Genomic DNA, 16,348 nt, shown 5'->3' with positions numbered 1-16,348 from the left:
GCTTACGCTATCGCATCCCCACATCCCCAACAGCGAACTGCTTGCAGCAGCACTAGTTCCCTCCGGGACGCTTTGCGAACGCTATCGCACCCCCAAACACCCCCAAAACAGCGAACTGCTTGCAGCAGCGCTTACGCTATCGCATTTCCCCACACCCCTAAACAGCGAACTGCTTGCAGCAGCGCTTACGCTATCGCACCGCCTTACATTCCTACAATAATGATACTTTGTATAAAATATTATCAAAACTTTGTTTACTGAGGTTGGATAAAAATTTATTTTCAACATAAGATTGGCTAAAGAGGGGAAAATTAGGATAAGATAGATATAATCACTTAGATATTTCCATCTAATATGAGTAACAATTTATTAACTAAAAGTATTACAGATCAAATGCAGGAAGAAGCAGAAATGCAAATCCGCGAAAAGAAAAAATCTGTCGATTATAACACCATTGAATACCCTATTGAAGTTATAGTTGACAAATATCTAAATGGTATTAATGATGATTCAAACGAAATATTTATTCCCGACTACCAGAGAGAGATGGCTTGGGATAAAGTAAGACAATCTAAGTTTATTGAGTCTATTCTCTTGGGTTTACCTATTCCTTACATTTATGTGGCGGATATTTCTGGTGAAGAAGAAGAAAATTATTCAGAAACTAAAGATGGTCGTTTAGAAATTATAGATGGAACACAAAGACTTCGTACTTTAGTCAATTTCCTTAATAATGAATTACAATTAGAAAACCTGGAAAAGTTAAAAAAGCTAGAAGGGTTTCGATTTTCTGATCTAAATATTGCCCGACAAAGAAGATTTAAAAGAACAACTCTCAGAGTAATTCAACTATCAGAAGAAGCAGATGAAGAAGCTCGTAGAGATTTATTTGAAAGAATAAATACGGGTAGTGTTGAATTAAATGAAATGGAAAAACGCCGAGGTATTATAAGAGGTGCTTTTCTTAATGTAATAGATGAATTAGCAAAATCAGAAAGATTTATTAGTCTTTGTGCTTTTACAGAACCGTCAATTAGGAGAGTAGAACCCCAAGAATTTGTTTTACGGTTTTTTGCTTTTCTAAATAATTATCAGGAATTTAATAAATATAAAAATATTACAGAGTTTCTTGATAAGTATTTAGAAACTATGAACCGAACAGATCAAAATACTTTAGAAAGCATGAAAAATGAATTTTATTCAATGCTTGATTTTGTGGAAAGATATTTTCCCACAGGTTTTAGACAAGGTAAGAACAAAGATAGAACTACAACTAGAATTAAATTTGAATCTCTTGCGGTTGGGATAGCATTAGCTTTAAGACAGCAAGATAACCTTAAACCTACATCACTAGATTTTATAAATTCCAAGGAGTTTAGAGAATATACAAGCAGCAATGCGAGTAGTTCTAGAAATAAAGTGATTCGTCGTATTGAATATGTTCGTGATCAGATTTTAGGTTAAGTATAGTGAACAGAGTATTAGATTTAGAGGATTTTGATGAACGTGCTAACGATGTTAGTAATTATCTTTGTTTTCTGAGAGATTTAGAACAGGAGAAAATTCTACTAAGTCAAGATGGTGTTATTTCTAAAATAGATACTGAATTAGATAAAAGTTTAAAAGCTACCGGATTTTTATTGCTTTACAATCTTGTAGAATCTACTATGAGAAATGCTATTCAGAGTATTTTTGATGAAATGAGTGATAAAGGGGTAGCATTCAATCAACTTAGAATAGAAATTAAAAAAATAATTTTGCAAAACGTCAAAAAAAATGTACAAGAATGTGGTGTTAATAATGTTGTAGAAAAAATAGGAAATATTTTCAATGATATTATTGAATCTGGCTTTAATCAAGATGAGTTATTTTCTGGTAATGTTGATGCAAAAGAAATTAAGAAAATAGCAAAACAATATGGATTTTCCGCTACAACTGATATTGATACAAGAGATGGATTTGATTTACTTTCCATTAAGGAGCATAGAAATGATTTAGCTCATGGTGTTATGTCCTTTAAAGAAGTTGGTAAAACTACATCCGCAAAAAATCTTGTTGAAATAAGTGAAAGAGTTATCAAATACCTTAGACAAATTTTAGAAAATATTGATGAATATTTAGTTAACCAAGAATATTTAGATTCTGAATAAATTAGATTTATAATTTTCTCCTATTTATAAAAAAGGCAGGTATAAAACCTGCCCATCTAATCCTATTCTATACCCTCAATCCGGTTTTCCACCTCCTGATACAACTCACGCAAACGATCTAAATTCTCCTCACTAGTCTCCCAATAACCGCGTCCATTCATTTCCAACAAAGTAGAAACAATCTTGCGGAAAGAATGAGGATTGAGATTCATCAAACGTTTTTGCATTTCCTCATCTTTGATGAAAGTCTCATTCGTGTCCTCATAAATCCAATTATCCACAGCACCAGCAGTCGCACTCCAACCAGTGGTATTTACCAACCGCTTAGAAAGTTCGCGCACACCTTCGTAACCGTGAGACAACATTCCCTCATACCATTTGGGATTTAACAACTTCGTCCGCGCATCTAAACGCACAGTTTCTGATAAAGTTCTCACCTGTGCATTCGCTGTAGTTGTATCTGCAATGTAAGAAGATGGTTTTTTCCCATCTGCACGCAGACTTGCAACTAACTTAGTCGGATCAGAGTCAAAATAATGGGAAACATCTGTTAAACTGATTTCCGAAGAATCGAGATTCTGGAAAGTTGCATCAGCAGTTTTCAAAGTAGTTTCAAAAATCTCTCTTGACTCATCCATAACCCCAGGATTATCAGAATTGAAAGAGAAAGATTTGCGCTTCAAATACATTTCTTGCAACTCAGCTTCACTATCCCAAGTGCTATTCTCGACCGCAAGGTTAATATTAGAAGAATAAGAACCAGAAGCATTAGAGAAAACGCGAGTTGCAGCTTGACGCAGATTTATGCCCATGTCCTCAGATTGCTTCAAAGCGTGCTTGCGGACAAAATTCATTTCCAAAGGTTCATCAGCTTCAGCAGCCATTTTCACACCTTGGTCAAGCAAATTCATTTGGTTAATGAACAAGTCGCGGAATACACCAGAACAGTTAATGACAACATCAATTCTAGGACGACCCAACTCTTCTAAAGGTATCAATTCCAACTTGTTCACCCGTCCCAAAGCATCGGGTACTGGACGCACACCAATCATCCACATAATTTGGGCGAGGGATTCACCGTAGGTTTTGATGTTATCTGTACCCCAGAGGACACAGGCGATGGTTTCTGGCCAGTTTCCTTCATTTTCCGACTTGTTGCGTTCCAACAACCTATCCACGACGATTTTCGCAGATTGAACTGCGGCAGAAGTGGGGATAGATTGGGGATCTAAAGCGTGAATATTTTTACCAGTGGGTAATACGTCAGGATTACGGATAGGATCTCCACCGGGACCAGGGAGAATATATTCACCGGCTAAACCTTGGAGAAGTCCACCCAGTTCGTTATCTGCACAAACTTGTTTTAAGCAGAATTCCAAATATTCAAACAGGGGTTTCAACGCAGAGGTATCAACTTTGGTGTAACCTGATTGATGCAGTGATTCTAACCAAGGTTCTTTTCTACCCATGTACAAGAAATTCAACTTGGAAACCGCGATAACTCGACCTTCTGCGTCAATTTGTTCTTGAACTAATGCCGTTACAGCCGCACGGGTAGCGAGGGTGATATCTTGTAATAGTTGCACATCTGCTAAAATGCCGGCATCGTTGTTTCTGTAGATATCTTCAATGGTGCGTCCCAGACTTCTAGCAATAATTCCGGGTAAACCTTGAATTTCTTCCTCTTGTCGATCTAAACTGGCAATATTGACTAAAGTTGCGATCGCTTCTTCGGCAGTTGGAGGTTTACCAATTACGTGCAGTCCACAAGGTAATAAGCGCGATTCAATTTCCATCAACCGGCGATAAACGCTACCAACAATATTATCCCGTTCTTCTGAGGTCATATCCTTAGAGTCGGTTTCGGGTAACTCAATATCCTTGTCTAAGTTGACAATGCGGCATTTATCCATGATGGAATTGACAATGGAAACACCGCGTCCTGTGTCTTTCAAAGTTTGGTAAGAAGCAATTAACTCGCTGAGTTCCTTCAAACCTTTGTATAAACCAGCATTTTCCGCAGGTGGTGTCAGGTAAGAAATTGTTTCTGCGTAACTGCGACGTTTAGCAATTGTGGCTTCACTGGGGTTATTGGCTGCGTAATAATACAGATTAGGAATTGAGCCAATTAGTTGATCTGGATAACAGTCACCAGACATTCCCATTTGCTTACCAGGCATGAATTCCAATGAGCCATGTGTACCAAAGTGTAACACAGCATCAGCGCCCCAAATTTTTTCTAGGTAGGTGTAGTAAGCTGCGAAACCGTGGTGAGGACTAGCGGAACGGGAGAATAACAACCGCATGGGGTCGCCTTCATAACCAAATGTTGGTTGTACACCGATGAAAACGTTACCAAACTGCTTTCCGTAGATTAACAGATTTTGTCCATCACTGTTTAAGTTTCCTGGAGGTGGTCCCCAGTTTTCTTCTAAGCGTTGGGAGTATGGTGTCAGTGCTTCATATTCTGGCACGGACATTTTGTAAGCAATGTTGAGTTCGGGGCTGTTGTATTGTGCTTGTGCGTCGTGGATGACTTGTTCTAGCAACTCTTGGGGAGTTTCGGGAATGTCCTGCACGTCGTAACCGTTGTTTCTCAGTCCTTTCATGACTTCATGGATAGAACCGAATACGTCTAAGTATGCGGCTGTTCCCACGTTACCTTTATCGGGTGGGAAGCTGAAAACGGTGATGGCGACTTTTTTAATTAATTTGGGTTTGCTGCGGAGTTTTGCCCATTTTAACGCTCTTTGGGCGACTATTTCGACTCTATCTTGTAAAGCGATCGCTTTCCCAGTTGCCCCATCTTTACCGGATAGGATAATAGGCTCAATTGCTCCGTCTAGTTCAGGTATAGCAATCTGTAAAGCCACTTGAATGGGATGTAACCCCAAATCACTATCTAGCCATTCTTCGGTGGTTTGGAAGACCAAAGGCAACGCCACCATGTAGGGACGATTTAACCGTTTTAATGCTTCAATAGCTTTAGGATGGTCTTGTCTAGCGGGTCCACCCACTAAAGCGAAACCAGTTAAGGATACTACCGCATCTACTAACTGCAATTTAGTTGTTGGTTCATAGAAGTAACTTTCTATGGGTTTAGAGAAATCCAAACCACCAGCAAACACAGGGAGAACTTTTGCGCCTAATGATTCTAATTCCTGGACAATTGCCACATAATGTGCATCATCACCGGTAACTAGGTGAGTCCGTTGTAAAACCAAGCCTACACATGGTGCAAGGGGGTCTTTGAGATTTCGAGAAATATCTCTGCGGGTAGCATACCAGTTCAGATATTCTCGCACATCCTCAAACATATTTGGCGCTAAAGGATGCCAAATACCCATGTCGGGATAAACAACTGGTGCTTGATAGTCAGCAGCAGCTAATTTTTGTCTGTCTTCGCCTTTTAAGACGTATTTATCAGCCAGCATCAGCAAGAAGTTTTCCAAGTTTTCTGCTGAACCACCTAGCCAATACTGAAAACTGAGCATGAAGTTTCTCGCGTCTTGTGCTTTTTCCATTGGTAGGAATTTCAGCACTTGGGGAAGTGTCCGCAACAACTTCAACATTCCATCTTGGAAACCAGCGCCAGATTTTTCTTTGCGCTTTTTCATGAAGTTGGCGATAACGCTCTTGGATTGTCCTAATTGCGCCAAGGAGAAGCTACCCATTTTGTTAAGGCGCATCACTTCGGGCATGGAGGGGAAAACAACCGACACATCTAGGTTATCACGATGGGGTTCAACTGCCGCAACTACTTTCTGTGCTAAGTCTTCAATAAAAATCAGAGAAGCAATGAATATATTAGCATCTGCTATATCACGTTTCAACTCCTCATAGTTTTCAGAGTTGCGTAGTTCTTCAATCAAGTATCCACTGATTTCAATCGCTAGGCTGGGATGATGGGCGTTAATTTCCCGTACCGCTTGAGATAAAGAACTCTGGTATTGGGACTCAAGTACAACATAAACGACTTTAATCAGATTGCGTCCGCGTAAATCGTCAGGTGCTATATGTCTAATTGTGGACTTGACCTGGGTGAACATTCAGATAAGCTCCTTTGAGGCGTGTTCTCTACTGGAAGTTCATCACGGCTAATGCCGGTTCTCTCTTCCATTTTCTTCGGCAATTAAGAGTTTTTTACCAGAAAACTCTGACTCAGTGGGGGTTTTATCCCCGAACTGAAACAAAATGATATAAAAAACGTAATCATTTTTGATAAATCTTAACAAATAACTAAGATTCTCTCAGGTTTTTGTAAATTCTGTTTACATTGATATTCTGTTATTTAACTATATGGTTGTTTAATTGGTGTGGGTAAGGGTAGGGGTTTGTATGAAAATTAACCACGTTCGCGTAGCGTCCCGTAGGGATAGACACGAAGAACACGAAGGAAGAAGAGAGGAAGGAAGAGGAACTAACCGCAGAGACGCAGAGGACGCAGAGGTAAGAGGGTTTGAGAGAGTTTTTATGTAGGGTTTAATTTTCTCTGTTAAATACTCTATACAAAAATATGAAAAATCGGATTAATCATATAAAATAGCTTATGAGATAGTTAAATTTTCTACCTAAATATTCAATGAGGATATGACCATGAATGCTTTAACTGTCAATTTAGAATCAGTAATAGAAATGACTGATGAGCAGTTTTTCAAACTATGTCAAAACAACCAGGAATTGAGATTTGAAAGAAATGCCAATGGGGAATTAATAATTATGCCACCAACGGGAGGAGAAACGGGAAATCGTAATGCGGGTATTACTGCTCAACTTTGGATTTGGAATGAGCAAAATCAGGAGGGTGTAGTTTTTGATTCTTCTACTTGTTTTAAGTTACCAAATGGTGCAGATCGGTCTCCTGATGCTTCTTGGATAAAGTTAGAAAGATGGGATGCTTTAACTGATGAGGAAAAACAAAAGTTTCCTCCCTTATGTCCTGATTTTGTAATTGAGTTACTTTCTCCTAGTGATAGTTTGAAAACTACACAGGAAAAGATGAAGGAATATATAGATAATGGTGTGCGTTTAGGTATATTAATTAATCGGAAATCTCGTCAAGTGGAGATTTATAGACAAGGGAAGGAGGTTGAAGTTTTGGAATCTCCTGCTACGGTTTCGGGGGAAGATGTTTTAAAGGGTTTTGTTTTGAATTTGGGGATGATTTGGTAGTTTACAGAATATGCAGTTAGTTAGGAATGAGTAATTAAATAAATTAAACATAGATAAAGATAGTTTCAAGAGAATAAGAGAGAGGAAGAATGATATGGAAAGTTTTGACTTTAAAGGATTTTGGTGGTTGCCGAATAATTCTAGTGAGAGATTAGCTGGAATTTGTAGATTCACATCCTTTGAAGGTGGCGAATTAGAGATAATAGGAAATTCTGATTATCTGATTGAATTTAATATTGTCAATCAGCCTTTTATTATATTGGGAACTACTGTAAAAAATGGAGACATAACTTTGTACGATTGCTTTCTCAGGAAGAAGGAAAAGGGAAATGGAGTTTTCTTATATTATGTATACGTAAACTTAATTTTTTTAGGTCATCATTTTTATAATGATTCCAATGTAAAATTCAACAAAATTTCTATACATTACTCATTTATAAATGAATGGGTTAACAATCAAACATTTGATTTTGTACAATCAGAAAATGCTGAAGAACACATAGTAAATAAAAGAGGGGAACAACTTGCTCAGGCATCTATTGACAATAATTATAGTTTATCAATCCATATAAATTATGGGAAAAGTGTTAGTTTGTTTGAAAAAATAACAATTGATAGAAAAGTATTTATAACTATAGATTCTTCTCAAGAAAGACACTATAAAGATTACATAAAAATAATGAGTTATACACGAAACTTTTTAACTCTAGCAATCACAAAACCAGTTTTTCCTTTAATCATGAATGGTTTTATATCAAAAGATGGTGTAATCTCAGTTGTTCGTATACTAGGCAAGTTATCAAGTCCTGCAAATGATATCCTTGCGTCTAAATTATCTTGGCATGAAATGTTTTTTACTTTTCATGATATCTCAGACAAATTTGAGCTTTTTATTAAGAATTGGTTTGAGAAAGCAAAAGATATGGGAACGGTTTACGAACTTTATTTTGGTGTTTTAGATAACCCTAATTCATATTACCCTCAACAGGATATCCTTAGTTTAATTCAATCTTTGGAGTCATATTGCCAAAAAGATATTAATTCTGAATTGAAGAAATTTGAACGAAGTGAGGATGAACATTCAAAAATATTAGAAGATATAATGAATCAAGTACCGGAATATCATCAAAAATGGTTAGAAAGGAAATTAATAAATAGTAATAATCTTAGCTTGAATGGAAAAATAATGAGCTTGTTAAAGAGTCAAAGCTTTCAAGAAATTATTAAGCATCTCAATAAACAAGAGAATGCGTTTAATATATTTTTAGATGGTAAATCCAAGAATGATTTTGTCAACGAGATTGTTAAAATTAGAAATACACTATCTCATGGGAGTGGATATGATGGAGATGTCTATGGTAAAAATTTTCGCTTGCAAATTCAGAGGCTAAAAGTCCTAGTTGAAATCTTGCTTTTAAAAGAATTAGGTTTTGATAAAGAAACTATTGGAACTATAATTTTGAGATCAGAGGCAAGGTTAAATATAAAAGATAACTGAAGTTTGCTTAGTAGAGAATATTTAGACTTAGCACACAAGCCTGATAAGACTTGTTTGATAAATTTCTCACCTAATAACTAACTGGTATTGTATTAAGTATTGGAGAAATAATTTCTTATTTAATGACTGTTACTAAGTCTAACTCAACTAGCAAATTATTTATTAAAGTCCATCTCTAATTAGAATTTCATTCGTTCCTTTCTTGCTTTTATAATCTACTATATAAAGCTCCTTATCTTCATATTTACGCAAAACAAATCTTATTTCTTCATTGAGTAAATCCCAATTATAACTAACAATGCCAACAGAACTTAAAAGAGTATTGACTTGTGGACTACCATATCTTTGAGATAAACCCTTAATAATTGCTGCTGCATCTACATTTGATGACGTTAAATAAACTCGATTAAGTTTATTGTCTAAAAAAAGATAGCAAGCAATAAATTTCATGCTTCCAACATTCCAATCAGAAGCATATCTAACGTTATAAGTTTTTCCTAAAGGATTTTTAGCTGGACAATTATCTCCGGTACTAATTTTTACTCTAAGTTTAACTGGTGATACTTGCTCTAATTCTTTTGGAGACATTCCCCATTTTGTAAATTGCCAGTTTGCTTTAGCTGATGTTGCTGTTATAGCAAGACAAAAAGCTGCTATAGGTAGATGTTTGAGAAGTCTAAACATTTTAGATACCTTATTAATCCTTGTATTGATTTATAACATTTTTTGCTTCAATACTATGATTTTTTGTAACTTCTATTTGAAAACGGGACAGTGATCGCTGTTTAGGATGATAGTTCGGAGTGCGATCGCCTAAAATTGGGTGGTTGTGAGCGATCGAGCGATCGTTTAAAATTAGGGTAGTTGTGAGCGATCGCCATTTAGGAATAAGTTGGAATAGCGATCATTTAAAATTAGGGTAGTTGTGAGCGATCATCATTTAGGAATAAGTTGGGAGAGCGATCGCCTAAAATTGAGGTAGTTATGAGCGATCGCCATTTAGGAATAAGTTGGGAGAGCGATCGTTTAAAATTAGGGGGTTGTGTGCGATCGCTGTTTGGGGATGTTGGGGTGCGATCGTTTAAAATTGGGGTGGTTGTGAGCGATCGCTGTTTGGGGATTTGGGGTGCGATCATCTAAAATTAGGGTGGTTGTGTGCGATCGCTGTTTGGGGATGTTGGGGTGCGATAGCGAAGCGCGACCTAGTAATCGGGAGACTGTGGTGCAATTCAATGATGTTATTCAGGCATAATAACAGGAATAACCTTATTTTTATATTGACGATAAACCCTAAAATCGCTATCTAAAGTGAAAACACTACTTCCTCTAATTAATTCACTCATTCTCACTAAACAAGCATCAGCTAAAGACATAGGAACGGATTGATATTGTTTCATTAATTGCTTAATTACTGTTACTTCTTCACTTAAATTAAAAGGTATTTTAATTACTTCTGCTTCCAATAAAGATAAAATAGCACTTTCTCCTCCATGAACATTTTGTAATAAAAAACCAGACTCCGCAACAACCGCTTCACAAGTAAATAAAGGAGGACGTAAATTTTTCCATTTTGCTACTGTCCATTCATGAAAATCATCACTTTTATCAATAAAAGCCACTAAAGGTGAAGTATCTATAATAATTTCTGATTTCATTATTTACCAAATCCTTGAAGATACCTTTTATTAGTAGATAAATCACCAATCCCACTTTCTACAGATCCAGCCCATTCCTTAGCTAAGTCATAAGCTGAAACCTCTTGATTGTCTTGTGATTTTGTTTTTTTACTGTGCATAAATTCCATAAAATCTAAGATAGTTTGTTGTTGTTCAATAGTTAGATTTCTAAATTTATCTAACAGTGTGTTTTCTTGAATTATAGGTTTATCAATTGCTTGAGACATAGTTTTTCTGCAAAAATTAAACAGTTTTCATTAACATCATATCAAATTTTTAAACCTTCTACAACTTATTTGTGCGATAGCGAAGCGATACGTAGGAATCGCTGTTTGGGGCTGTTGGAGTGCGATCGCTGTTTTAAACTGTCCAATCTTCGAGTAATAATCCGGTCGCCTTACCAAAATCTTGATGATTGCGAGTTAATAAAACCAATCCACGAAAAAGCGCAATTGAAGCAATTCGCGCATCCATCTTGGCCAGTTGAATGCGTTGTGATTGTAATTGATTAAATGCCTCTGCTGCTCCCGTATCAAATGAGACTAAAGGTAATACCTTGAAATCGTTAAGGAGTCGCGTCATCATTTCATACCCTTTGACTACATCATTAGCATTACGCGCACGATTAATATAAGCATGGCAACCCAACATCTGCTCGTGAAATGTCACTGTTGATACAGCAAAATCTGATAATGGATAGCAATTCATCCGCGTTGAAAGATTGCTGTAATCGTTTCCTGTTTGTCGTTGAAGAATGCTCAGATGATCAGTATCTAATAAATATTTCATGATTCTTCTGGCGTTTCCAGAATGGATTCATCACCTTGACGAATTACTCTTCCATAAGCAAGCACTTCTTCAAAAGCTGAGTCATTCTTAAAAGAACCTGTAATTTGTTCTAGCCAATTCATTGGTTGAGGAGCTACAATTTGCTTTTGTAACTGTGTAAGTGCAATTTCTACTGCTGAAAGCCGTTCTTCTATAGATGTATTGATTGTCATTTGAGTTTTCCGTTAATCATTCATTTCTATCTGAAGCATAATAATTTCAAGAGGATTTGACAACCATTGCTATTTAGGGATGTTGGGGTGCGATAGCGAAGCGCTCCGTAGGAATCGTTTAAAATTGGGGTAGTTGTGAGCGATAGCGAAGCGCTCCGTAGGAATCGCTGTTTTGGGGTGTTGGGGTGCGATAGCGAAGCGCTCCGTAGGAATCGTTTAGAATTAGGGTAGTTGTGTGCGATCGCGTTCGCGGTAGCGTTCCGAAGGAATAGAGATAGCACTCCGTCGGAATCGTACAGTTCCCCACAAGACTATTCTACAGCTATTTATGTATGTTTTTATTCATCTAAAACAAAAGAAACAAAAGCAGTTCCTTCTGGTAAATGTTGACTAATAAACTTTTTAGCTATAGACACACTTTCTTGAGGATTATCAATTTCACTTAAATCTAATGAACCTGGATCTTCAGCAATTTTATTATCAACATAACACCATAAATTTACACCTAATATTAAAATCTCCCTTTCTGCAATTTCTTTCATAAACTCAAGTGCATCAGCAGGAGATAATAGTAATTCCCCAGCTTTAATAATTCCTGTTTCCTGATATTGGTCAATTAATTTCATATTTTCTACTCCTTTTTTATTGATAATGATTTAGTATTGTTTTTCTATCCAGTTAGGATCATTAACATCACTAACTTGAACTACATCACCTGTAATATCATTACAAACGATATATGCACCATCACCACGGTAATAAACAGTAGCAGGATCATCTTTTCTTGTACCATCTATATTATATCGTCTATCTTTTGTTAGTTCAGTTTTGCTAGGATTAAAGTAAACTGATTCAAGCATTTCTTTTGTCCAACCCCTTTTACTCATTTGTTTTTTTATTTTTGCACCAATATTTAATTTTTGCATCTTTATTGAACTTGTTTTTTACATATTTAAAAATAACACAAGTATCTAATAAATAAGTTATAATGTAATGTCTCTAACTGTGTCTTTATCTCGTTTAAACAATGGTTCAGTTTCTTCTAGTTCAGGTAAAAAAAGTAATTCCGATAATTTAACTTGAGATTGATTTGATTGAGCAATTTTATGTGTTTCTAACTCATATAACCAACGTTGAAGAATATTATTTTGTTCTAGTTAAAATTTCTCCCTGAACATTCAATGAGGATATGACAATGAATGCTTTAACTGTCAATTTAGATTCAGTAATAAAAATGACTGATGATCAGTTTTTTAAACTATGTCAAGCAAACCGTGATTTAAGATTTGAACGTACTGCAAATGGAGAGTTAATAATTATGCCACCAACGGGAGGAGAAACGGGAAATCGTAATGGTAGATTAAATCAACAGTTATTTAACTGGACTGATGCTGATGGTACTGGCATTGCTTTTGATTCTTCTACTTGTTTTAAGTTACCAAATGGTGCAGATAGCTAATCGCTGCTGCAAGCAGAACGTTCTCCTGATGCTTCTTGGATTAAGTTAGAAAAATGGGATGCTTTAACTGATGAGGAAAAACGAAAGTTTCCTCCTATTTGTCCTGATTTTATAATTGAGTTACTTTCTCCTAGTGATAGTTTGAAGACTACACAGGAAAAGATGAAAGAATATATAGATAATGGTGTGCTTTTAGGTATATTAATTAATCGCAAATCTCGTCAAGTGGAGATTTATAGACCTGGTAAAGAGGTTGAGGTTTTGGAATCTCCTGCTACGGTTTCGGGGGAAGATGTTTTAAAGGGTTTTGTTTTGAATTTAGGGATGATTTGGTAATGTTTACAATTATTAAATCTATCTATCTCCAAAGAGTGATACACTTGATCTAATTAGTTATATATGAGCAAGTTTCTTATACATCTCATTATATAATTATTTATTTTAGCAATTGTTTGGGAGCAATAAGCATGATAGATGGTAAAGCTATTTCCATTTCATTATTTACAGGTGCTTTTGGTCTAGACTTGGGGATGGAAAAAGCAGGATTTCATACAGTAAGTGTAGTAGAAAAGGACCGTGATGCTGCAAAAACAATTGCTCTTAATCGTCCATTTCTTCAAGAAAGTGCGATTCCCAGAGAAATACAAAATATCACTTCTCAAGAATTACTAGAAGAGGGAGGAAGAGTTTTAAATTTAGGACGTGCTTTACAACCTGGTGAAGTAGATTTAGTTACAGGTGGTCCACCATGTCAACCATTTAGTACCGCAGGAAAAAGAGGTTCAGTTATGGACCCTCGCGGTAGTTTATTTATGGACTTTATTCGGATTGTGAAAGAAGTTCAACCCCGTTTTTTCTTAATGGAAAATGTCAAAGGTTTACTTTCTGCTCCACTTCGTCACAGACCAATTAATCAACGCGGAAAAGATTACCCACCTTTAGAACCTGATGAAATGGCTGGTGCTGCTTTGAAAGTAGTATTATCAGAAATGAAGGAAATAGGCTATAACGTAGTTTATAACCTTTTAGAAGCAGCAGATTATGGTGTTCCACAGAATAGAGATCGTGTAGTATTTATTGGTTCTAGAGATGGTGAAACTCCTACATTTCCTATTCCCAAATATTGTAAAGATGGCAAAATTTTACCTAAATGGCGGACTTTAGGAGATGCTATCACAGATTTGGTTGATGCAGAACGAGAATTTATGGCTTATCCAGAAAGTCGCTTAAAATATTTAAGATTATTAGAAGCTGGACAAAACTGGAAACATTTACCAGAAGAATTAAAAAAAGAAGCTATGGGAGGTGCTTATAATTCTGGAGGTGGAAAAGTAGGTTTTTATAGAAGATTATCTTGGAATAAACCTTCTCCAACAATTACAACAAGTCCCCATCAAAAAGCTACAGATATGTGTCATCCTATAGAATTACGTTCTTTAACTGTCCGTGAATCTGCGAAAATTCAAACTTTTCCTGATGATTGGATTTTTTATGGTTCTGTCAGTTCTAAATATAAACAAATTGGTAATGCAGTTCCTGTATTACTTGCAGAAGAACTTGGTATTTATCTCTTTAATTTAATTCACGGAAATAAATCTAAAGGTAAAGAGATAGCTGAACAACTTTCTCTTTTTTATTAATAGAATTGTAAGTGTCTACTTTCTAGCTAATTCAGAAAAAGCTTGATCAATTTTCTGTAACATATCTCGTATATTTTTTTCAAAAATATCGTAATCAATGTAAATCATATTCCAAAATTCTTTACCAGCAATACGGGGAATGTTATATTCGTTTGGGAATGGAAAAGTCCATTTACCTAAATTAAAAGCTGCGATAAACATTGGATGGGTTAGGATGCTCTTCAAGTATTATACTTTTCTTTTCAAAATCATTGTAATAGCGATCGCTGTTTGGGAATGTTGGGGTGCGATAGCGAAGCGCTCCGTAGGAATCGCTGTTTGGGAATGTTGGGGTGCGATAGCGAAGCGCTCCGTAGGAATCGCTTAAAATTAGGGTAGTTGTGAGCGATAGCAAAATACTGACGGAAGGTATCGCTTACTTGTATCTACAAACTACCAAACAATATTAACTAAACCTGAAGCAGTAATATTTTGATCACAGGTCAATAACTGCACAACTTCGCCTTTACTTGCTAAAACTAACGCAGTTGCCGCAATTTGTCTATCGTGCATTTCATTAATAGCAAATAAACTCATGGTCATTTCAATTACCTCTTGATCAAGTGGATAAATTACCACACGCGGATCAGATTCTACTGCTAAAATAACATCTTTAGTAGTAGGAATAGATGTTCTACCTCTTTCCACAATCCAAACAGCCTCAGCTAAAGTAGTTGCAGGAATAACTAACTGTGAATTACTATCACAAAGGATAGTTTTAGCATTTACACCTAACTTGAGATTACCTTCGAGAAACCATATCAGAGTATGAGTATCTAAGACATATTTCATAAGTATTTATGACCAGTCTAAGCTATCTTCACTATCTCCATGAAATTCAGCAATTTCAAAATCTGATTCTGTTGATGGGTGATTTCCAGAAAACATACCAAACTGCATTATTTGTTTTTTTTGTGGAAGTTTTTCAGACTTTAAAAAAGTAACTATAACAAGACTTTCTGAAATATCTTTTGGTAATTCTCTTAATTCTACTTTACCGTATTTGTAAATACCTTCAATTGCTTGCAACATAGTTTTTACCATTATCGAATTTTTCTTATGTTCTTACTTTAACTTAACTATACACCATAGATATTCAGAAATAACACAAGTGCGATAGTGAAGCGCGACCTAGTAATCGCTGTTTGGGGAATTTGGGAGAAGTGCATTAGCGTAAGCGTTGCGCTCCCCAGGAATCATTTAAAATTGGGGTAGTTGTGAGCGTAAGCGTTGCGCAACCTAGTAATCGCGTACCCTAATGGAAGCAAGCTACGCGGTAGCGTCTTGTAGAGATAGCACTCCGTCGGAATCGCACAGTTCCCCACAAGACAATTCTACTAGCTATTTATATATGTTCTTATTCATCTAAAACAAAAGAAACGAAAGCAGTTCCTTCTGGTAAATCTTGAGTAATAAATTTTTTAGCTATAGATACACTTTCTTGAGGATTATCAATTTCACTTAAATCTAATGAACCCGGATCTTCAGCAATTTTATTATCAACGGATCATCTTTTCTTGTACCATCTATATTATATCTTCTATCTCTTGTTGGTTCAATTTTGCAGTGATAGACTCTGATTCAAAACTTACAGAATAACTCATTTAACGTTCTATCTCATACCTCTTATTGAAGGGGTTAATTTAGAAAATTGGTTATGATTAGGAAACCATAAATATACGATAGAAATAGATAGCTAAAAAAAGTTTAATT

The 16,348-nt window shown here is 36.0% G+C and carries 19 protein-coding genes and 1 pseudogene; 8 read left to right on the top strand and 12 right to left on the bottom strand.

Features of this window, described 5'->3' with window-relative positions; translation table 11 throughout:
* Positions 1-393 precede the first annotated feature (393 nt).
* On the top strand, positions 394-1,464 hold the full coding sequence (locus VB694_RS13720) for a DUF262 domain-containing protein (protein WP_323360875.1): 1,071 nt from the start codon (positions 394-396) through the stop codon (positions 1,462-1,464).
* A gap of 5 nt (positions 1,465-1,469) precedes the next feature.
* Positions 1,470-2,150 (top strand): MAE_28990/MAE_18760 family HEPN-like nuclease, encoded by a 681-nt coding sequence (locus VB694_RS13715; protein ID WP_323360874.1) that lies wholly within the window; start codon positions 1,470-1,472, stop codon positions 2,148-2,150.
* A gap of 62 nt (positions 2,151-2,212) precedes the next feature.
* Here the strand turns inward: VB694_RS13715 and VB694_RS13710 are convergent, their stop codons facing one another.
* Positions 2,213-6,199 carry a magnesium chelatase subunit H gene (locus VB694_RS13710; RefSeq protein WP_323360873.1) on the bottom strand — a complete coding sequence of 1,329 codons (3,987 nt, stop codon included), beginning with the start codon at positions 6,197-6,199 and terminating at the stop codon, positions 2,213-2,215.
* 289 nt (positions 6,200-6,488) lie between these two features.
* On the opposite strand from VB694_RS13710, the gene VB694_RS13705 reads away from it, so the two are divergent.
* From VB694_RS13705 to VB694_RS13695, 3 genes are all read left to right on the top strand, one after another.
* Positions 6,489-6,629, top strand: a complete 141-nt coding sequence (locus VB694_RS13705; protein WP_323360872.1) for a hypothetical protein — start codon at positions 6,489-6,491, stop codon at positions 6,627-6,629.
* Positions 6,630-6,746: 117 nt separating this feature from the next.
* Complete coding sequence (locus VB694_RS13700; RefSeq protein WP_323360871.1) at positions 6,747-7,322, top strand: Uma2 family endonuclease; 576 nt, start codon at positions 6,747-6,749, stop codon at positions 7,320-7,322.
* A 94-nt stretch (positions 7,323-7,416) separates the two neighbouring features.
* Positions 7,417-8,820 carry a HEPN domain-containing protein gene (locus VB694_RS13695; RefSeq protein ID WP_323360870.1) on the top strand — a complete coding sequence of 468 codons (1,404 nt, stop codon included), beginning with the start codon at positions 7,417-7,419 and terminating at the stop codon, positions 8,818-8,820.
* Positions 8,821-8,982: 162 nt separating this feature from the next.
* Here VB694_RS13695 and VB694_RS13690 read toward each other — a convergent pair whose 3' ends face one another.
* The gene (locus VB694_RS13690; RefSeq protein WP_323360869.1) at positions 8,983-9,504 is read right to left on the bottom strand and encodes a hypothetical protein; all 522 of its coding nucleotides are present in this window, start codon (positions 9,502-9,504) and stop codon (positions 8,983-8,985) included.
* Between the two features lie 230 nt (positions 9,505-9,734).
* The gene (locus VB694_RS13685) at positions 9,735-9,956 is read right to left on the bottom strand and encodes a hypothetical protein (protein WP_323360868.1); all 222 of its coding nucleotides are present in this window, start codon (positions 9,954-9,956) and stop codon (positions 9,735-9,737) included.
* On the opposite strand from VB694_RS13685, the gene VB694_RS13680 reads away from it, so the two are divergent.
* Positions 9,947-10,072: a hypothetical protein gene (locus VB694_RS13680; protein WP_323360867.1), complete on the top strand. Its 126-nt coding sequence runs from the start codon at positions 9,947-9,949 to the stop codon at positions 10,070-10,072. The genes VB694_RS13685 and VB694_RS13680 overlap by 10 nt on opposite strands.
* On the opposite strand, the gene VB694_RS13675 is transcribed toward VB694_RS13680, so the two are convergent.
* The 6 genes from VB694_RS13675 to VB694_RS13650 all read right to left on the bottom strand — a co-directional run bounded on the left by VB694_RS13675 (position 10,059) and on the right by VB694_RS13650 (position 12,423).
* On the bottom strand, positions 10,059-10,475 hold the full coding sequence (locus VB694_RS13675) for a type II toxin-antitoxin system VapC family toxin (protein WP_323360866.1): 417 nt from the start codon (positions 10,473-10,475) through the stop codon (positions 10,059-10,061). The genes VB694_RS13680 and VB694_RS13675 overlap by 14 nt on opposite strands.
* Entirely contained in the window at positions 10,475-10,723 is a 249-nt protein-coding gene (locus VB694_RS13670) for a hypothetical protein (protein ID WP_323360865.1), read from the bottom strand. The genes VB694_RS13675 and VB694_RS13670 overlap by 1 nt, the downstream gene beginning before the upstream one ends.
* Positions 10,724-10,856: 133 nt before the next feature.
* Complete coding sequence (locus tag VB694_RS13665; RefSeq protein WP_323360864.1) at positions 10,857-11,204, bottom strand: type II toxin-antitoxin system VapC family toxin; 348 nt, start codon at positions 11,202-11,204, stop codon at positions 10,857-10,859.
* A 77-nt stretch (positions 11,205-11,281) separates the two neighbouring features.
* Positions 11,282-11,497, bottom strand: a complete 216-nt coding sequence (locus VB694_RS13660) for a hypothetical protein (RefSeq protein WP_323360863.1) — start codon at positions 11,495-11,497, stop codon at positions 11,282-11,284.
* Between the two features lie 338 nt (positions 11,498-11,835).
* Positions 11,836-12,123, bottom strand: coding sequence for a hypothetical protein (locus tag VB694_RS13655; protein WP_323360862.1), 288 nt, complete (start codon positions 12,121-12,123; stop codon positions 11,836-11,838).
* Between the two features lie 30 nt (positions 12,124-12,153).
* Entirely contained in the window at positions 12,154-12,423 is a 270-nt protein-coding gene (locus VB694_RS13650) for a colicin E5-related ribonuclease (protein WP_323360861.1), read from the bottom strand.
* Between the two features lie 269 nt (positions 12,424-12,692).
* On the opposite strand from VB694_RS13650, the pseudogene VB694_RS13645 reads away from it, so the two are divergent.
* Positions 12,693-13,292, top strand: a pseudogene (locus tag VB694_RS13645) (Uma2 family endonuclease).
* A gap of 131 nt (positions 13,293-13,423) precedes the next feature.
* On the top strand, positions 13,424-14,596 hold the full coding sequence (locus VB694_RS13640) for a DNA cytosine methyltransferase (protein WP_323360860.1): 1,173 nt from the start codon (positions 13,424-13,426) through the stop codon (positions 14,594-14,596).
* A gap of 15 nt (positions 14,597-14,611) precedes the next feature.
* On the opposite strand, the gene VB694_RS13635 is transcribed toward VB694_RS13640, so the two are convergent.
* The 3 genes from VB694_RS13635 to VB694_RS13625 form a co-directional block, all read right to left on the bottom strand.
* The gene (locus tag VB694_RS13635; RefSeq protein WP_323360859.1) at positions 14,612-14,797 is read right to left on the bottom strand and encodes a hypothetical protein; all 186 of its coding nucleotides are present in this window, start codon (positions 14,795-14,797) and stop codon (positions 14,612-14,614) included.
* Positions 14,798-15,028: 231 nt separating this feature from the next.
* On the bottom strand, positions 15,029-15,427 hold the full coding sequence (locus VB694_RS13630; protein ID WP_323360858.1) for a type II toxin-antitoxin system VapC family toxin: 399 nt from the start codon (positions 15,425-15,427) through the stop codon (positions 15,029-15,031).
* Between the two features lie 6 nt (positions 15,428-15,433).
* Entirely contained in the window at positions 15,434-15,667 is a 234-nt protein-coding gene (locus VB694_RS13625) for a hypothetical protein (protein WP_323360857.1), read from the bottom strand.
* Positions 15,668-16,348: the final 681 nt, after the last annotated feature.

This window comes from Anabaena sp. UHCC 0451 (assembly GCF_034931405.1).
Taxonomy (GTDB): domain Bacteria; phylum Cyanobacteriota; class Cyanobacteriia; order Cyanobacteriales; family Nostocaceae; genus RDYJ01.
The sequence above is the reverse complement of the archived record's forward strand: the minus strand, read 5'-3'. Positions and strand labels throughout refer to the sequence as shown.

Coding starts and splice junctions, on each gene's coding strand:
- VB694_RS13720 (WP_323360875.1), top strand. CDS start 394: ATGCAGGAAGAAGCAGAAATGCAAATCCGCGAAAAGAAAAAATCTGTC.
- VB694_RS13710 (WP_323360873.1), bottom strand. CDS start 6,199: ATGTTCACCCAGGTCAAGTCCACAATTAGACATATAGCACCTGACGAT.
- VB694_RS13705 (WP_323360872.1), top strand. CDS start 6,489: ATGAAAATTAACCACGTTCGCGTAGCGTCCCGTAGGGATAGACACGAA.
- VB694_RS13700 (WP_323360871.1), top strand. CDS start 6,747: ATGAATGCTTTAACTGTCAATTTAGAATCAGTAATAGAAATGACTGAT.
- VB694_RS13695 (WP_323360870.1), top strand. CDS start 7,417: ATGGAAAGTTTTGACTTTAAAGGATTTTGGTGGTTGCCGAATAATTCT.
- VB694_RS13690 (WP_323360869.1), bottom strand. CDS start 9,504: ATGTTTAGACTTCTCAAACATCTACCTATAGCAGCTTTTTGTCTTGCT.
- VB694_RS13685 (WP_323360868.1), bottom strand. CDS start 9,956: ATGATCGCACCCCAAATCCCCAAACAGCGATCGCTCACAACCACCCCA.
- VB694_RS13675 (WP_323360866.1), bottom strand. CDS start 10,475: ATGAAATCAGAAATTATTATAGATACTTCACCTTTAGTGGCTTTTATT.
- VB694_RS13670 (WP_323360865.1), bottom strand. CDS start 10,723: ATGTCTCAAGCAATTGATAAACCTATAATTCAAGAAAACACACTGTTA.
- VB694_RS13665 (WP_323360864.1), bottom strand. CDS start 11,204: ATGAATTGCTATCCATTATCAGATTTTGCTGTATCAACAGTGACATTT.
- VB694_RS13660 (WP_323360863.1), bottom strand. CDS start 11,497: ATGACAATCAATACATCTATAGAAGAACGGCTTTCAGCAGTAGAAATT.
- VB694_RS13655 (WP_323360862.1), bottom strand. CDS start 12,123: ATGAAATTAATTGACCAATATCAGGAAACAGGAATTATTAAAGCTGGG.
- VB694_RS13650 (WP_323360861.1), bottom strand. CDS start 12,423: ATGCAAAAATTAAATATTGGTGCAAAAATAAAAAAACAAATGAGTAAA.
- VB694_RS13640 (WP_323360860.1), top strand. CDS start 13,424: ATGATAGATGGTAAAGCTATTTCCATTTCATTATTTACAGGTGCTTTT.
- VB694_RS13635 (WP_323360859.1), bottom strand. CDS start 14,797: ATGTTTATCGCAGCTTTTAATTTAGGTAAATGGACTTTTCCATTCCCA.
- VB694_RS13630 (WP_323360858.1), bottom strand. CDS start 15,427: ATGAAATATGTCTTAGATACTCATACTCTGATATGGTTTCTCGAAGGT.
- VB694_RS13625 (WP_323360857.1), bottom strand. CDS start 15,667: ATGTTGCAAGCAATTGAAGGTATTTACAAATACGGTAAAGTAGAATTA.